The organism is Pseudomonas ovata (assembly GCF_003131185.1).
Lineage (GTDB): Bacteria > Pseudomonadota > Gammaproteobacteria > Pseudomonadales > Pseudomonadaceae > Aquipseudomonas > Aquipseudomonas ovata.
The window spans coordinates 84,421-101,425 of the sequence record NZ_QFFU01000006.1; the positions used below are offsets into that span (position 1 = coordinate 84,421).

At 62.7% G+C, this 17,005-nt stretch carries 14 protein-coding genes; 4 read left to right on the forward strand and 10 right to left on the reverse strand.

The genetic code is table 11. The features are described from left to right. Nucleotides 1–14: 14 nt before the first annotated feature. The 4 genes from DGA31_RS10590 to DGA31_RS10605 all read left to right on the forward strand — a co-directional run bounded on the left by DGA31_RS10590 (nt 15) and on the right by DGA31_RS10605 (nt 5,213). Nucleotides 15–2,198 carry an FUSC family protein gene (locus tag DGA31_RS10590; RefSeq protein WP_109512486.1) on the forward strand — a complete coding sequence of 728 codons (2,184 nt, stop codon included), beginning with the start codon at nt 15–17 and terminating at the stop codon, nt 2,196–2,198. Continuing rightward, on the forward strand, nt 2,188–2,388 hold the full coding sequence (locus DGA31_RS10595) for a DUF1656 domain-containing protein (RefSeq protein ID WP_109512487.1): 201 nt from the start codon (nt 2,188–2,190) through the stop codon (nt 2,386–2,388). Before DGA31_RS10590 ends, DGA31_RS10595 begins: the two co-directional genes overlap by 11 nt. A gap of 10 nt (nt 2,389–2,398) precedes the next feature. Then, on the forward strand, nt 2,399–3,268 hold the full coding sequence (locus tag DGA31_RS10600; RefSeq protein ID WP_109512488.1) for an efflux RND transporter periplasmic adaptor subunit: 870 nt from the start codon (nt 2,399–2,401) through the stop codon (nt 3,266–3,268). 124 nt (nt 3,269–3,392) lie between these two features. Further along, nucleotides 3,393–5,213, forward strand: a complete 1,821-nt coding sequence (locus DGA31_RS10605; protein ID WP_152035015.1) for a phosphatidylinositol-specific phospholipase C domain-containing protein — start codon at nt 3,393–3,395, stop codon at nt 5,211–5,213. Nucleotides 5,214–5,433: 220 nt separating this feature from the next. Here DGA31_RS10605 and DGA31_RS10610 read toward each other — a convergent pair whose 3' ends face one another. From DGA31_RS10610 to algG, 10 genes are all read right to left on the reverse strand, one after another. Continuing rightward, nucleotides 5,434–6,252, reverse strand: a complete 819-nt coding sequence (locus DGA31_RS10610; RefSeq protein WP_109512490.1) for an SDR family oxidoreductase — start codon at nt 6,250–6,252, stop codon at nt 5,434–5,436. A gap of 215 nt (nt 6,253–6,467) precedes the next feature. Continuing rightward, nucleotides 6,468–6,932 (reverse strand): multidrug transporter, encoded by a 465-nt coding sequence (locus DGA31_RS10615; RefSeq protein WP_109512491.1) that lies wholly within the window; start codon nt 6,930–6,932, stop codon nt 6,468–6,470. A 74-nt stretch (nt 6,933–7,006) separates the two neighbouring features. Beyond that, the gene (locus DGA31_RS10620; protein WP_109512492.1) at nt 7,007–7,363 is read right to left on the reverse strand and encodes a hypothetical protein; all 357 of its coding nucleotides are present in this window, start codon (nt 7,361–7,363) and stop codon (nt 7,007–7,009) included. Between the two features lie 167 nt (nt 7,364–7,530). Next, nucleotides 7,531–8,982, reverse strand: coding sequence for a mannose-1-phosphate guanylyltransferase/mannose-6-phosphate isomerase (locus DGA31_RS10625; RefSeq protein ID WP_109512493.1), 1,452 nt, complete (start codon nt 8,980–8,982; stop codon nt 7,531–7,533). Between the two features lie 135 nt (nt 8,983–9,117). Next, nucleotides 9,118–9,783 (reverse strand): alginate O-acetyltransferase AlgF, encoded by a 666-nt coding sequence (locus DGA31_RS10630; RefSeq protein ID WP_109512494.1) that lies wholly within the window; start codon nt 9,781–9,783, stop codon nt 9,118–9,120. Between the two features lie 14 nt (nt 9,784–9,797). Next, complete coding sequence (locus DGA31_RS10635) at nt 9,798–10,973, reverse strand: alginate O-acetyltransferase (protein WP_109512495.1); 1,176 nt, start codon at nt 10,971–10,973, stop codon at nt 9,798–9,800. A gap of 10 nt (nt 10,974–10,983) precedes the next feature. Continuing rightward, nucleotides 10,984–12,537, reverse strand: a complete 1,554-nt coding sequence (locus tag DGA31_RS10640; RefSeq protein WP_109512496.1) for an MBOAT family O-acyltransferase — start codon at nt 12,535–12,537, stop codon at nt 10,984–10,986. Between the two features lie 237 nt (nt 12,538–12,774). Then, nucleotides 12,775–13,908 carry a mannuronate-specific alginate lyase gene (locus DGA31_RS10645; protein ID WP_109512497.1) on the reverse strand — a complete coding sequence of 378 codons (1,134 nt, stop codon included), beginning with the start codon at nt 13,906–13,908 and terminating at the stop codon, nt 12,775–12,777. A gap of 8 nt (nt 13,909–13,916) precedes the next feature. Then, on the reverse strand, nt 13,917–15,353 hold the full coding sequence (locus DGA31_RS10650; protein WP_109512498.1) for an alginate O-acetyltransferase: 1,437 nt from the start codon (nt 15,351–15,353) through the stop codon (nt 13,917–13,919). A 14-nt stretch (nt 15,354–15,367) separates the two neighbouring features. Then, nucleotides 15,368–16,978 carry a mannuronan 5-epimerase AlgG gene (gene algG, locus DGA31_RS10655; RefSeq protein ID WP_109512499.1) on the reverse strand — a complete coding sequence of 537 codons (1,611 nt, stop codon included), beginning with the start codon at nt 16,976–16,978 and terminating at the stop codon, nt 15,368–15,370. Nucleotides 16,979–17,005: the final 27 nt, after the last annotated feature.

Genomic DNA, 17,005 nt, shown 5'->3' on the forward strand with positions numbered 1-17,005 from the left:
TACGGAGAGCACACATGAACCTTGCCCTGCAACGCCTGATCACCTTGCCCTGGCGGCGTGAGTACCAGGCCTGGCTGCGCAGCGATGGCGTGACCTGGGTGTACATCGCCAAGGTCCTGCTGGCGGCCTTCACCACCTATTGGCTGGCCTTGCGCCTGGAGCTGCCGCAGCCGCGGATCGCAGTGATCACCGTGGTGCTGGTCATGCAGCCGCAAAGCGGGCAGGTGTTCGCCAAGAGCTTCTATCGTTTGCTCGGCACCCTGGCCGGCTCGACGATGATGGTGCTGCTAATGGCCTTGTTCGGCCAGGACTCGGTGCCGTTTCTCGGCTGCCTGGCGCTGTGGGTGGGCCTGTGTGCAGCGGGCGCGGCGCGGTTTCGCAACTTTCGCGCCTATGCCTTCGTGCTTGCCGGCTACACCGCCGCCCTGATCGGCCTGCCGGCGCTGGCGCACCCTGAGGGCGCCTTCATGGCGGCGGTATGGCGGGTGCTGGAAATCGCCCTTGGCATCGCCTGCGCCACTGGCGTCAGCGCCGCGATCCTGCCGCAGAGCGCCAGTGCCGCGATGCGCAACACGCTGTTCCAGCGCTTCGGCCGCTATGCGCGGTTTGTGGTCGACGGCTTGCGCACCGGCCATCCACAGTCGGTCTTTGAAGCCTGCAACCTGCAGTTCGTCGCCGAGGCCATTGGCCTTGAAGGGCTGCGCAGCGTCACCCTGTTCGAAGACCCGTCCATGCGCCGGCGCAATGGCCGGCTCAATCGCCTCAACAGCGAATTCATGGCCATCACCACGCGTTTCAATGCGCTGCATCAGTTGCTTGAAAGGCTGCGCAGCCAGCCCCCGCAACGGGTGTTGCAACAGCTTGAACCAGGGTTGGCCAGCCTGGTGTCCGTGCTGGAGCACTGCGCCGACCACGCCTTGAACCTGGAAGATGCCGCGCGTCTGGCGCTGCGTCTTGAACACTGGAAAAACCAGTGGCCGCCCCTGGTGCGCCAGTGGCGCCGAACGCTGGAAGAGGGCGGCCCCAGTGACGCTGAGCGCCTGGATTTTCATACCGCGTTCGAGCTGCTGTACCGGCTGGCCTGCGAGCTGCACAACTACGCGCTGACCCATGCGTCGCTCGCTGATCACAACCATGTACGCGAACAATGGGAAGAGCTTTTCGTCAACCGCACCCATGGTATGGCCGTGCTCGGCGCCGGGGTACGCGCCACGCTGGTGGTGGGGTTGATGAGCGCCTGGTGGGTGCTGACCGCCTGGCCCAGTGGCGCCACGATGATTCTGGTGTCGGCAATCACCGTGGCCCTGTCGTCGATGAATGCCAACCCGTGGCGCATGTCGTTGCAGATGGCCGGCGGCACACTGCTCGCGGCCCTGTTCGGTTTTGTCGAAACCTTTGTGATCTACCCGCGTATCGACGGCTTTCCCTTGCTGTGCCTGGTGCTGGCGCCGGTGTTGGTGGTCGGCACCTTCCTGTCCTCAAGGGCGCGCCGGGCCGGCTATGGGCTGGGGCTGATGCTGTTTTTCTGCATGGGCGCGCTGCCGGACAACCTCACCCGCTACGACCCGAGCCTGTTCATCAACGAATACCTGTCGATGGTCATCGGCATGCTGCTGTGCGCCGCTGCCGGAGCCATCATCCTGCCGCCCAACAGCCGCTGGATGTGGCGGCACCTGGAGGCTGACCTGCGTCGCCAGGTGGTGTTTGCCATCAGCGCGCCATTGGCACGGCTGGGATCGAGTTTCGAAAGCCAGACCCGCGACGTGATGCACCAGGCCGACACGCTGGCCGCCGGCCAGCCCGAGGTGCAGCGTCAGGTGCTGCGCTGGATGTTCGTGGTGCTGGAAATCGGCCACGCCATCATCGAGCTACGCCGTGAGCAGGCCCTGCTGCCGGTGCACCCCAGCTATGCCGAACACCGCGCCTGGCGGGTGTCGATCCGGGTCATGGGCCGCTCGTTGATCCGTCTGTTCATCCAGCCCGATACGCGCAATCTCAGGCGCAGCCAGGCCGCCGTCGAACGGGCCATCGGCCGGGTGCGCCAGACCGAAGAGCCCTTTGCCTCGCACTTCGATACCTCGCCGTTGCGCCGGGTCGAGAGCTACCTGCACTTCATCCGGACCTGCCTGCTGGACCCGCAGTCGCCACTGGCGGCCTGTGGCACGAAGGCACGAGGAGACGCCACGCATGCCGCGTGAAATAGCCATTCACGGCCTGTACCTGCCGACCATGAGTCTGATGCTGGTGTTGGCCCTGCTGCTGGCCTGGGCGCTGGACCGGCTGTTGTCGGGCCTGGACCTGTACCGCCTGTTCTGGCATCCGGCGTTGTTGCGCCTGAGTCTGTTTGTCTGCCTGTTCAGCGCCCTGGCGCTGCCCCTTTACCGTTGAGAGTGCGTGGATGAAAAAGCTGTTCAGTGTGGGCGCGACCTTGTTGATTCTGGCGCTGGCGATCTGTCTGGGGCACAGCCTGTGGGTGCATTACATGGACACCCCCTGGACCCGCGATGGGCGGGTGCGCGCCGACATCATCAACGTTGCACCGCAAGTGGCCGGTACGGTCATCAACGTTGCCGTGCGTGACAATCAGCAGGTCAGCAAAGGCGACCTGCTGTTGCAGATCGACCCGGAGCACTACCGGTTGGCGGTCAAGCAGGCCAGGGCTGATCTTGCGGCGCGCCAGGCCGCCTGGCAGATGCGCGCCAGCAACGCCAGGCGCCGCGCCGACATGGACACACGGGTGATCTCGGCCGAGAACCGCGACGACGCCGGGCACCTGGCGCTGGCCGCCCAGGCGGACTATCAACTGGCCCAGGTGCGCCTGGAAAGTGCCGAACTGGACCTTGCGCGCACCCGCGTGCTGGCCTCGGTGGACGGCTACGTCACTAACCTCAACGTGCACCGCGGCGACTACGCGCACATTGGCGAGGCAAAGCTGGCCGTGGTCGATATGAACTCGTTCTGGGTCTATGGCTTTTTCGAAGAAACCAAATTGCCGCACCTGCGCATCGGTGATGCCGCCGAGCTGCAATTGATGAGCGGCCAACGCCTCACCGGCCAGGTCGACAGCATCGCCCGTGGCATCTACGACCGCGACAACCCTGAAAGCCGCGAACTGCTGGCCGACGTCAACCCGACCTTCAACTGGGTACGCCTGGCCCAGCGCGTGCCGGTGCGTATCCGGCTCGATCCGCTGCCGGACGGGGTACTGCTGGCGGCGGGAATGACGTGTACGGTGGTGCTCAAGCGGCCAGCGTTTGCGGCAAGGTGATTGAGCCGAACGCATACCCTCCGCCGCAGCGTTCACCTATCAACTCTGTGAGTTATGGACATCGAGTTCTTTGTGTAGCGTCCTCCTGAGCAGCTGTTAAGGCCGACATCGAGAGGACAGGATCATGAGCAACGAAGAAGATGAAGACGAAATGCCTGGTACTTTACCCGCCGGGGACACCGGTCTCGGCACGTTGGGCGGGTGTCCAGGAGGCGAGTCGTCCGGAGGTATATGCACACCGTTCAATAATGTGCATCGAAGTGCGTGGATGACGGCTTATGGTGTGACAGACAGGTTACCCATTGACCGGCTGCTTCTACCCGGCACTCACAACTCGGGCATGGACAAGGAGGCGAGTTACAGCAGTTCACCGGTCACCTGCCAGGATGTGTCGCCTCATAAGCAACTGATGATCGGTATCCGGGTGCTTGATTTGCGCGTGCGTTTCTACGATCACCATCCAGAAGGTGATCCTCGCCGGTTCGCTCTTATTCACGACCTTGATTCCGGCAGAACGGTCAGAAACGATATCCTCGTGGCGTTGACGAATTTCAGATGGCATTCCCCGCCGTCGGGCGACCCCCAGAAAGAAATCGTGATTCTCGACTTTCATGTGTTCGAGCGCTTTACCGACGCGGCTCACCGTGAACTGTGTGAGTTGCTCAAATGTTTTCTCGGCGCGGTCAACGTTCCTGTCTGGTGGCGTGCCTTGACGGTCGGTCAGATTCGCGCAATGGCAGAACAGCGTTCGGTCGTCATTGCCTATAAAGATGATCGACGCGATTCGGAGTTCTGGCCCGGTGTCAATCAACGCTGGATTGGCGAGAATGTAGTTTCGTCTGACAGGCTTAAAGCATTCATGGACCAGGTCGCCGACGAAAATAAACCAGCGGGCGAGTTGCGCTCCATACAATGCGCCAAATACGTGCAAACGTTTCCGGTTCCTGTGCCGGATGATATTTCCGACTCGATTCGTCAGTGGTTTTATGCTGAAGATGCCAATTCATATGTTATGAAATTCTTCATCATCAATACGGACTGGTCATTACGGCAGCGGTTGATTGATAACTGCATTCATGCCTGTGGCCTAAGAAACAAGGCCACTGCTGAACCGCTGGATTACAGCATCGACAACGGCGAAGATGTGACCATCCGCGGCGGGAATCGTGTAACGACGGTCAGGGTCTATGACGGACACTGGACCGCAAGGCTGCATTTACCGGTTGGAAACCCTGAAGGCTCTACGCTGGTTATCAAGCATGATGCCGCGTGGGGCACGCAGTTGATCATGACCCCCAGTGATTATCCTGCCGATGATCTTGTCCTGATCAAAGGCGACCGGCTTGCCCTGCACTACACCAGCGGGCGCTGGCGTGTACTGGCGCAAAAGCACCGGTCCACTATTTATGATCAGGTGATTCCCGAGCCGAAACTTTACGAAAAGGTAATGGGTTATGAGGTGCTGGATGCACAATTTGTCCTGAGCCTGACTTTGCCGGTCGATATCAAGGATAAAAGTATTATTCAGGTCACGTCATCGGCCATTCGCAACTCCATCATCGAAGGGTCTTCCATGGAGGACGGTCAGGCGGTGACGATCAGTTACCGGTTCAATGGTGTATTTGTCTACTCGGCCGACAACAAGAAATGGGTGTTTGACGGTGGCGTTCCTGGTGTCCCCGATATACCCGCGCCCCAGTTGAGCATTGAGAACTCACATACGCCATACGCGGTGTTAGGCTGGAATGCCACACCCAAGGCTGTCAAATACAGAGTGTTTCGCTTCGCCACTCGAATTGCCGAAATTGAAGGAACACGCTTCGAAGAATCCCATTCCGGTTACGCGACCTATCGCGTACGGGCAGTGACGGGCACAGGCGAGCTTTCACCGTTTTCCAATACGGTTTATTCATACGGAGGGGATCCAGATAAAACGTCTGTTTGACGTCGGTGTGGGGATGATTTGTTGAGGCTGTCTGATTGTGTTCGAGCCCCCTCGGTATCGCTGACGGGCCACTTCTTGGAGTGGCCTTCTGTCGACACAGGGCTGCACTGAGTGCGTTCATGCACCACTTGTAAGTGGGTCCGTCACCGTCCAAGTGGGTCTATCGTTCTTCCAGCGCAGAAAGCACCTTGCCTTCAGAGGTGCTCTCTACGAAGGCCGGTCAGAGCGTTCTATCAATCCCGAACCGCTTCTTGAGTGCCATTTCCAGCACCCCCTTGGGCACCAGCCACGCCACCAGTGGCATCAACCGCGAGCCGTTGCCCAGGCGCAGCAGGCGCGGTGGGCGTGGGCGTTGCAGGGCGGCGACCACCCCCCGGGCAAACTCCTCGGCCGAGGTCGGGTTGTCCTGCGAGGCGCGGGCACGGGCGCGGATGCCGTCGCGGATCGGCCACCAGGGTGAGGTTTGATCGAGCAACTGTTCGGCCTCCTGCGTGGCGTGGCTGGCAAAGCGTGAGGCGATGGCGCCCGGCTGGACTTCCATCACCCGGATGCCGAAGGGCGCGAGCTCCAGGCGCAGCGCTTCGCTCAGCGCATGCACGGCAGCCTTGGAGGCGCAGTAGGCGCCGGCGAACGGGGTGACCAGCACGCCGGACACGCTGCCGATATTGACCACCAGTCCCTTGTTGCGGCGCAGGGCCGGGAACAGGGCACGGGTGACGCCGATCACGGCAAAGACGTTGGTTTCGAACTGGCGTTGCAGGGCCGGCACGCCGCCATCGAGCAAGGGCCCCATGGCGCCGTAGCCGGCGTTGTTGATCAGCATATCCAGCCCGATCGGCGCCAGGCGCTGGCCCAGTTGCTCAAGGGCGACGCTGTCGTTGACGTCCAGTTGTACGGCCGTGAAGCCGGCGTCACTGAGCGCGGCGACATCCTCGGCCTTGCGGGCCGTGGCCCAGACCTCGTGGCCGGCGGCGCGCAAGGCGTCGGCCAGGGCGCGGCCGATGCCACTGGAACAGCCGGTGATCAGGGTGACGGGCATGAAGGCTCCTTGGGGAAGAAACAGCTTTGATTGCACGGCTGCACGGTTAAGGGCAACGCGATCCTGGGGCGCAAGCTTGCACCAGGCGGCGATCTTTTTCAGTTGCGGTGCGGGCTTCTTCGCGGTTGAAGCCGCGCTCATCAAACACAAAATAACTTACTGACTTTATTGGCTATTGAATTCACCGCTGCCGGCGGTTATCAAACGGTACGGGTTCAGTTGGAAAAGCGGCCTTGCAGGTGTTCGGCGCGAAACTCCAGGGTCTCGGGACGGTAGCCGCTGCGCAGGGCCGGCAGCGGCAGGCATTCCTGCCAGGTGGCACCGGCCTGCAGTTCACCGGGGCCGCGATAGCGGGCCGAAGTGTAGGTGTTGTCAACCAGGTTCACCGTGTCGCCGGGTACATACGCCGCCACGCGCCAACGCAATTCCAGCAGCGGCACCGCATTGGTGTTGGTCAGGCTGACCTGCAAGGGCCGGTCGGCCGGGCAGGTCTGTGGGGCATGGGTCAGGCGCAGGTCCAGGCGTTCGAGCTGGCGGGTTTCTTGGCTGTCCTGCCAGATCACAAAGGTGGCGACCAGGCCCAGCGCCACGGCAGCCACCAGCGAGACTGGCAGGGCCTTGGCCGGGTAGCGCAGCAGCAGGATCAGCCAGGTAAGGACAAGCAGGATGCCGATCAGCATAGGGTGAATGCTCCGCGTAAAGATGCGCGTCATCCTACCCCAAAGCGAACCAGACCTGCCCGTGCCCGAAGTTTTCAGAAACTGTACAGGTCCGAGTCAGGCGCCATGACCCAGCGATCCTTGTCGTGTCGATGCAGGTAAGCCCTGGCACAGGCATGCATCTGTCGATCAAAGGGGCACATCAGGTGCTGATTGTCGAAGTGCGCCTGTGTCGGCTTGCCATGCTTGAACCTGGCTTCCTTGATGGCCCAGGCCCGCAATTGGGTGCCTTCGGTGCAGACCAGGGCCAGGACCACGGCATCGTAGTATCGGCTGTTTAAAGCCGGCAGTTCGACACAAAAGGGGGCGTCCAGGTCGATGACCTGTTCGTGGCTTTCAACGACACAGGGTGCCGGTAGCGACGCGTCCACCTGGGCAAGCAGAATGCTCATCTCGACTCCTCACTGACATCGTTGCTGGCAATCGTCGACTTTAGTCACGCCAGGAAGTGGGTATCTACTGTCATTTATGACAGGTGCAGACCAATGGTCAGATGGCACAGGCCCCAAGCGTTCGAGGCCTGGGGCGTGCGGGAAAGGATATTACTGCCGCGAGCCGATCAACGCGCCAGCGTCTGGGTCTTCACGCCGGCCTCAATGGGCCCGGAACGTCCATAGACATCCTCGAAGCGCTCGATATCGTCTTCGCCCAGGTAACTGCCCGACTGCACTTCGATGATTTCCAGCGGGATCTTGCCGGGGTTTTTCAGGCGGTGCACCGAGGCGATGGGGATGTAGGTCGACTGGTTCTCGGTGAGCAGAAACACGTTCTCGTCGCAGGTCACCTGCGCGGTGCCGGACACCACGATCCAGTGCTCGGCGCGGTGGTGGTGCATCTGCAGCGACAGGCTGGCGCCGGGCTTGACCGAGATGCGCTTGACCTGGAAGCGCCCACCCATGTCCACCGAGTCGTAGGAGCCCCACGGGCGGTAGACCTCCAGATGGTTCTGGGTCTCGCTGCGGCCCTGGGTGGTGAGGGTGTTGACCATCTGCTTGACGCCTTGGACCTTGTCCTTGTGCGCGATCAGCATGGCATCCTTGGTCTCGACCACCACGATGTTGTCCAGGCCGATCACCGACACCAGCTTGCCGTTGCCGTGGATCATGCAGTTGCGGCTGTCTTGCAGCACTACATCGCCCTTAGTCACATTACCGTCGGTGTCCTTGTCATGCACCGCCCACAGCGAGGCCCAGCAGCCCACGTCGCTCCAGCCGGCGCTGAGTGGCACCACGCAGGCGCGTTGGGTCTTTTCCATGACCGCGTAGTCGATCGAGTCGTCCGGGCAGCAGGCGAACGTGGCCTGGTCAATGTCAACGGTGCCGTCTTCCTGCAGGCTGCGTTCCAGGGTCAGCAGGCAGGTGTCGTAGATGTCCGGATCGTGTTTTTTCAGCTCTTCGAGGTAACGGCTGGCGCGGAACAGGCACATGCCGCTGTTCCAGAAGTAACCGCCGTCCTCGACGAACTCGACCGCGCGTTTTTCATCGGGTTTTTCGACAAAACTCTGCACCCGCTGCACACCCTCGGGCAGCAGCGAGTCGGGGCCTGAGTTGATGTAGCCGTAGCCGGTTTCCGGGCGGGTCGCCGGTACGCCGAACAGCACCATTTCGCCACGCTCGGCGGCCACAGTGGCCAGGGCCAGGGCGCGTTGCAGGGCCTTCTGGTCGTCGATCACATGATCGGCCGGCAGCACCAGCAACAGCGGGTCATTGCCCTGATTGACCTGCGTCATCGCCGCCAGCGCCACGGCCGGGGCCGTGTTGCGCCCGAATGGCTCCATGATGATGGCCTGGGTGTCCAGCTTCAGCGCGCTCAACTGCTCGTTGACGATAAAGCGATGATCCTTGTTGCACACCACGATGGGTGCCTGCATGCCGTCGAACGCCAAGCGTTGCAGGGTCTGCTGGAACAGCGTGTGCTCGCCGGTCAGGGCCAGGAACTGCTTGGGAAACTGCTTGCGCGACAGAGGCCAGAGTCGAGAACCGCTACCGCCTGACAGGATTACCGGGATCATGTTGTGTCTCCAATCGTTTTCAATAAGGGCTGCAGGGCGTGGCTGACGCGTTGTGCGTCGTGGGCCGGTACTGCGTCGTGTCGTCATGGGTGTTGCTCCTCATCGCACGGCCGTGAGGCCGCCGATCGGTCTTGCTCAGTTGTTCGCCTGGGGCTTGACCCACACCGGCGACAGGTTGCTGCCGGTGCCGGTGACATACAGCACCGCAGCCTCGCCGCGCTCCAGGGCAATGGGCTTGAGGTCGCTGACTTTCTTGTCACCGCTGTACAACGCCAGGCCGACCTTCACCGGGTTGACCTCACGCTCGCCGGTGCCCTTGGCCGCCACGGTCTTGACCACCTCGGCACTGCCGTCGGCGGTTTTCAGGCTCAGCGCCTGGTCGCTGAGGTTCTGCACGCGGACCAGGGATTTCTGCTTGTTCTTGAACGGTGATTCCTCGACCAGTTGCGGCTTGCCATTGGCATGGTTGACCAGGGTGTAGTAGTGATCGCTGGCCAGCTTGACCGGCAGGCTCTGGCTGCCCAGCCGGGCGGTGTAGTCGCCCTGGGGCATGAAGCTGAACGCGGTGCTGCCCAGGGGCGCGACGTCCTTGAGGTTGGTGTTGCCGACGGTCGCGCTGATTTCGCTGTTGCTGGCGTTGTAGACCCGGATGAAGGTCGAGCCCTTTGGCGCGGTCGGGTACAGCGCGGCATCGCCGGCGGCCATGACCTGCAGCGAAGCCATGCCCAGGCCCAGCGCCAGGGCGGCGCTTTTGAGCAGGCGATTGGCAGTCGAACGGGTGGCAGTGTTCAGTAGGGTCATAAGGCAGTCCTCTTTCAGGGGTGCGCCCGCACGGGCGATTCGGATGATCCGGCCGTCGCGGCCAGGTTCTCTTGGGTGTTGCGGGGTTTCTTCAACCCGGCGATCCACTGGGCGTCGAATTCGCCCAGGTCGTTGTGCACCGGCAGGTAGCGCTCGGGAAATTCCCAGATCACCACCGACGGCGGGTTGTGCTTGAAGCCTTCGCTCTGCAGGTACTTGAGCATCGGCAAGAGCGGCCCGTGGCCGTCCTCGGCGTAATTGACAACATCACTGTGCAGCGCCTGCTTGAGGGCACCGGCAAAGTTCCAGTTGGGGTTGGCGCTGTAGCTGGTGCCGACCAGGCCCACGGCAATCTCGGCGTCGGCAAACAGAGCGTCGTCGCTTTCTGTGCCCGGGCCTGCCGCTTCGGTGCTGCGTTTTTGCAGGGTGTCGGGCCGGGGCAGCAGGTGGCTGAACAGCGGGTCCAGGGGCAGGAAGTTGGTCAGGTCGCCCTTGTAGTCCGAGGTGCCAAGGTCTGCGGTGACAAATGCCTGCGGCTCGACGTTCAGCGGCGCCTGGCGGGCAATGCTCTGACTGAGTTGCTGAGCGACCACCTCAGCGCCCAGCGGCGTCCAGTGGGTGTCTGTGCGCAGGAACACCTGGCCGCGTTGTTTGGCCTGTTGCAGCGGGGTGAGCAGGTCCGGCGCGACGATCCCGGCCTGCGCCACTTGCTGATGAAAACGCAGGTACAGGTCGCGGTGCAGACGCGCCGGGGTGTGCTCGCCGATATGCTCGGGGTACAGGCGGGTCTTGGCCGGGACAATCGCCAGCACCAGGCGCGAACCTTGCGTGCGCAGCGCTTCTTGTACGCCGCGCACCAGGGCCAGGTTCTCCTGCAGGTTGTGCTCGCCGCCGGCAATGGCGTCGAACTCTTCATCGCTGAACAGCCACTGGTCTTCACCGACCACCACGCCGGGGCGGCCTTCGTTGAACAGCTGGTAGTCCAGCGCCGCCCACAGGTTGGTGCCCAGGCGCTTGATCGGGAACTCATCGTCGTAATGGGTCTCGGCCGCCTTGGTCCATTTGCCGTCGAGCACCGTCGTGCCGGGCGGGGGTGAAAAGTGCATGAAGCTGCGCAGCGACCAGAGGCCCAGCACCAGCAACAGGCCCATGAACACGGCGATGTAGAGGATGCGTAATGAACGGGTCATCTCGGGCGCCTCAGAACTGGAAGTACAGGAATGGCGAGAAACTCTGCGCCGACAGTTTCAGGATCGAGGCCACGAACAGCAGCAGGATCAGCCCGCGCATGGCATAGCGTGGCCAGTCGGCCTGCCAGTACGCCGGTTGCACCTGCGCTTCGCGGCCCACGGTGTAGCCGGGCTGATGCAGGCTGCCGGGGGCATCACCCGGTACGGCCTTGAGCGTGCCGGGCTGATCGCTGGCCGGGCCGTCGGCACAGGTTGTGGCCGGCCGTGCCGGGCGCCGGGTGTAGAAGTCGCGCAGGCCGAAGAACGCCAGGGTCGCGTAGGCCAGCGCCAGGGTGGCCACTTGCAGGCCGGTGAGGTTGGCGCGGGTCAGTTCCGACAGCTGCCAGTCGCCGAAGCTGAACATGGCGCCATACATGCGCATCGCCGCGTGCAGGTTTTCGGCGCGGAAGATGACCCAGCCGATCACCACCAGCAGAAAGGTCAGCGCCCAGCGAACGGGGTTGAATACCCAGGGTTTTGTATTGATGCCCACGGCTTTTTCGATGGCCAGCCAGAGGCCGTGCCAGGCGCCCCAGATCACGTAGGTGATATTGGCGCCATGCCACAGCCCGCCCAGCAGCATGGTCAGGAACAGGTTGCGGTAGGTGGCGAACTGGCCACCGCGGTTGCCGCCCAGGGTGATGTACAGGTAGTCGCGCAGCCAGGTCGACAGGCTGATGTGCCAGCGCCGCCAGAACTCGGTGATCGACTGGCTGATGTAGGGCTGCTGGAAGTTTTCCATGAAGCGAAAGCCCATCATCAACCCCAGGCCGATGGCCATGTCGCTGTAGCCGGAGAAGTCGAAATACAGCTGCGCGGTGTAGGCCAGCGCGCCCAGCCAGGCGTCGCCCGTGGTGGGGTTTTGCAGGGCAAAACAGTGGTCGGCGACCACCGCCAGGGTGTCGGCGATGAACACTTTCTTGATGAAGCCCTGCATGAAGCGCGTGCAGCCTTCGGAGAACTTGTCCAGCGTGTGGGTGCGGTTGTTGAACTGGTCGACCAGGTCGCGAAAGCGCAGCACGGGACCGGCGATCAGGTGCGGGAAGATCGCCACGAACGCCGCGAAATCGATCAGGTTGCGGGTGGCCGGCGTATCACCGCGATAGACATCGATGATGTAGCTGATGGACTCGAAAATGTAGAACGAGATGCCGATCGGCAGCAGCACGTGCGTCAGGATGAAGGGCTCCAGGCCCATCGAGGTCATGATCGCGTTGAGGCTGTCGACGCCGAAGTTGGCGTACTTGAAATAGCCCAGGATGCCCAGGTCGACCGCCACGCCCAGCAACAGCCAGCGCTGGGCCGGTCGGGTGCGAACGCCAGCGGCGCCCACCTTCAGGCCGATCCAGTAGTTCCACACGGTGACCGCAATGAACAGCGCGAGGAAATCGACCCGCCACCAGGCGTAGAAGAGGTAGCTGGCCAGCAGCAGCAACAGGTTGCGATAGCGTTGCCCGCTCAGGTAGTACAAGCCGAGAAAGACCGGCAGGAACAGAAACAGGAACACATTGGATGAAAAGACCATGTCTTTGTCTCCGAGGGTGCAACAGACATCCAAGGGCCAAAGCCCCCCCAAACCCCCCCACGCAAATGGGGGGTTGAAACTCACTCGCTGCGTAGGAGCGCGCTTGCCCGCGACCGAGTGCGCAGCGCTCGCAAAATCTCGGAAACGCTGAAAATTTTGACTGTGAACGCATTCAAGATTTTGGAAACGCTGAAAATTTACGACTGCTAACGCAGCCGGTCGCGGGCAAGCGCGCTCCTACCTGTCGTCGCGGTCGTGACGGGGGTCGTAGACCCGGGTCAGGTCGCCGCCCAGGCGAAAGGTCTTGAACGGTTGTTTCTCGTGCTTCTTTTCCAGCACCCGGGCATCACAGGTGTAGAGCGAGCAGTACGGTTCCAGCCAGGCGAATTTCGGGTCCTTTTTCAGGTCGGTCATGTCCTGCTTCTGGCCGCCGCGCTCGGCGAAGGCGTCCGGGTCCTCGACCCCGGCCAGTACCCGGTCGCCCAGGCGCTTGAGCGCGCCGTTGTTTTCCGGGCGCAGGTCGACACCGTTGGCCTGGGCGAAGCTGGCGATCATGGCCAGCGGTGGCAGGGCGTAGTTGTGATACGCCAGGGCACGCTCACGGCGCTTGAGTTCGTTGGGCAAGAAGCCCTCGGCGTCCACCTGGTGGGCGGCCACCTTGAACTCCTGCACCGACCAGTCGAACAGGTCGCGGCGGTTGGTGGCCACGGCGGTGGCCATGACCGACCAGGCGGCCCAGTAGGAGTGGTTGTTGATCTTCTCCAGCGGCAGGTTGCTCCAGTCGCGCACCACCTGATCGGCCAGTGTGCTGAACCAGGCTTCGATCTCGGCCGCTTGCTGGGTGTGGTTGGCCAAGGGGCGCGAGTCGGAAAACTTCAGGCGCAGGTAAGCGGCCGACAGGCTGCCCAGTGCCCATTTGCGCATCGACTTGCCGGTGTGGTTGTACTGCTGTGACTCCAGCGCCCCGGCCCGTGCCCAGGCGGTGAGCATGTTCAGCGAGCAGTCCAGCTGTTCCGGCCGGCCGTCGCGCATGTATTGCATCACCACCTTGCTGATACCGCGTTCCAGGTCGGTGATGTCCTGGGTGGCCGAACGAAAGGCCTTCTCGGCCACTTCGTTGAGGGTCGAGCGGGCCTTGTCCGAGCCTTCGTACTTGCTGCGAAACACCAGCTCGCCGGTATAGGGCGTGGGGATCGGGGCGCAGTTGAACGTATGTTCACCGGTCTTCATCTGCTCGATCGGTGCTGAATAGCCGGCCGGCGGGATCAACGCCGGCGCTGCGCCCCCGTTCCAGGCGTGGGCGGGCAGCGAGGCCGACGCCAGCAAGGCCAGCGACAGCAGGGCAGGGCCCAGGGTTTTGCGCGTCTGCATAAAAGTCCTCATTGTCCGGCTTGCGCCGTCTGTTGCGCAGGGCTGGCGAAGCCGTTGCGTTTGCACACCTGGGCCTTGATCTTCTGGGCCGGCGTACCAGGGTTCGGTCCCTGGATTTCCACCGCCAGCAATTGCTGGTCGGCCCAGTCTTCGTCTTCGCGCAACTGGAAGGCGAAGCGGCCGTCGGTGTCGGTGGTCTCGGGTTTTTCAAGCTTCAGGTCTTCGTGGCGGCCGTTCATGTACCAGAGGCGCGCCTGCAACACCTTGACCGAAGGGTCTTCGAAGCGGATGTCGATCTGGTTGTCGCCGTTGCGAATGGTCTTGATGCCATGGGTGCCGTTGACCAGCACTTCGTTGTTGCCAGGCTTGAGGCTCATCTGGCGGCTGAGCAGCGCCGGCCTGTCTTCGCAGCCGTTGTCGAGCAGCGCGAGCATCTGCCGCCAGACGCTTTCCTGGTCCAGGCGGTACAGCGGCGAAAACTCCCAGATGAGTACCTTGGGCGGGTTGTTGCGAAATTCCTCGCTGCCCAGGTACTGGATCATCGAACCTTCCAGGCCGCCGCCGGGGAAGGCCACGTTGAGCACGTCGGCGCTCAGATACTCCTGCAGGAAACCGCCGAAGTTGTAGTTCTTGCCACTGTGGCTGGTGCCCACCAGGGTGATCTCGGGGTTGCCGCCATCGCCGAACAGATCGCTGTCGCCGGCCTCGCCCTTGGGTTCGGTGGCGAACTGGTCCATGTACTGGATCGCGTAGCTGGTGCCGCACAACTGGCCGGCCATGTTATGCAGGGTGCCGGTCTTGCCCATGCGCCCGGATTTGCTGCTCTCGAACTCACGCTTGGGAATGTCGGCGTAGGCCGGGATCTGCTTCACGGTCTCGGCCACTCGCCTGGCGGTGCGCTGGGCGCCATAGGGAGTCCAGTGCTGGTCGCCGCGAAAGTAGAAATCGTGGGCTTCGTTTTCATTGGCCAGCGGCGACAGGTCCGGCACCCAGTAGCCCATCTTGCTAAAGCGCCCGAGCATGGCCTGGTAGTTTTTCAATGCGGTGTCGTAGGCGAACTTCTCGCGGTCGGCCGGCAGCAGCTTGTTGCGGTCTACCAGCCCGCGCGTGGGCTGGTAGACCACCACCAGCTCGACGCCCCGGCGCTTGAACGCACGTTGCAACTGTTGCAGGCGCTTGTAGCCCAGCGCGCTGGTGTCGAAATCAGTGCGCAGGTCTTCACGGGTGCGAAACAGCCAGTCGCCTTCGGCCTGGATCAGTGTGGTGAAGTTCTGCTGGTAGCGGGTGGTGTAGTTTCTGGCGTCATGGGCGGCCGGGCACAGCTGGCAGCAGGGTTCTGCGGTAAAGACCGGCACCTGGGCATCGGCCCGGGCGCTGCCGGCGGCCGCCAGCAGCGCTGCAGTCAGGCCCGACAGGCCGAGCCATTTGATCAATGGGGTGTGCATGACAATTCCTCGGCTCATTCGCGCAGCTCGGTCTGGTTTTCAACGGGGTCGATCAACACGGCTTTTTTCTGGCGCACCAGCAGGTCGAGAATCTGCGCCTGGTTCTCGCCCAGGATGCCGTTGAGGGTGATGCCGTTGGCCTTGGTCGGCGCCAGCATGGCCACGTCGTAAAGCTCGATGCTCAGCGGCGAGTCGATCGACAGGGGGCCTGAGCCATTGCCGGCCAGCTCGCCGCCGACCACCAGCAACGACACCTGGGTGTCGAACGGGTCCAGCTGGATGTCACGGTCGGTGTCGCTCAGGTCCTTGATGTGGCCATAGACACCCACCAGGCCGTTGCCCATGGCGAAATTGTTGTAGAGCTTGATATTGGTGCTGTTGCGCACGCGGATGCCGTGGCGGCGGTTGGCAACGACACGATTGCCCCACAGCAGGTTGTCGCCGCTTTCGTACAGGGTGATGCCGTCGGTGTGATTCTGGTAAATATCGTTGTCGGCCACGATGTTGTTGACGCTGTTGCGGTCGAGCATGACGCCGGAGAGCTGGTTGTCGTAGCTCTTGTTGCGAAAGATGAAACTGTCGTTCACCTCGCGCGAGACGATGATCCCGTGCTTCTTTTTCGTGCCGTGCACGGTGTTCTCGGCAATGATCAGGCCGTGCGAGCGGTCGTGCGGGTCGATGCCGTAGACGATGTTGTCGCGGTAGGTATTGCCCTTGATGACGAACCCCTGGGTTTCATAGCAGTAGAAGCCGTACCACAGGTCGACAAACTCCGAATCGACGATCCAGCCGGTGGGCTCGGGGCGCTTGAGCACCCTGGCGGCATTGGGGGTGTACTGCGAAATGCTCACCCCGTAGGACTTGCTCTGGTCGTAGCCGAGGCTGGTCATGCGGGTGCTGGCGATCCAGGTGTGCGAGCCGCCCCAGGCCAGCAGGAACGGCCGGAATTCCCGGGGACGGCGCCAGGTTGCCAGCGCATTGCGGGTTTCGTTCCAGCCATTGATCTGTGAGCGGGTGACCAGCAGCTTGCCTTCGTTGACGATGAACGCGCCGCGCTCCTGCGACAGGCGCAGCTCGCGGGTGCGTTGGTCGATCTCCAGGGTGCCGGTGTCCTTGACCAGGATCGGCACGCGGGCGACGAACACGCCGGGCGACACTTCGCTGAGCAGGTGCTTCGGCACCTGGCGCGCCACGTCCTGCAGGTTGGCGTAACCGTCCTGCACCACGATGATCTGCGGAATGCCGCGCTGGCGCGCCACCCACTCGGCCATCTTGTTGTCGCCGCCGACAAACTCTTTCATGCCGTTGGCTTCTTCCATCATCCGCGTGACCCGCACCTTGCCCGGCGTGCTGCGCTGGATCTGTTGCAGGGCCGCCTCGGTGGTGTAGCCGGACAGGTCGGGCAGCACCGGCTTGCGCAGGGCCAAGGGTTCCACCGGCGGGCTGCTGATGGTGTAGGTCTTGGCCTGTTGCAGTTCCTTGGCCACCGTCCTGGCAGGCTCCGACACGGCAGGGGTGCTCGCCAGCGCCACGCCAGCCATCAGCAGCGCGCTGCCCAGCACGGCGCTTTCGAGCAGGGCCTGCGACCAGGGCCGGTGACGGGCATTGCTTGGGTGACTGTTCATCTCATCGCACTCCTTGGAGACCACTGG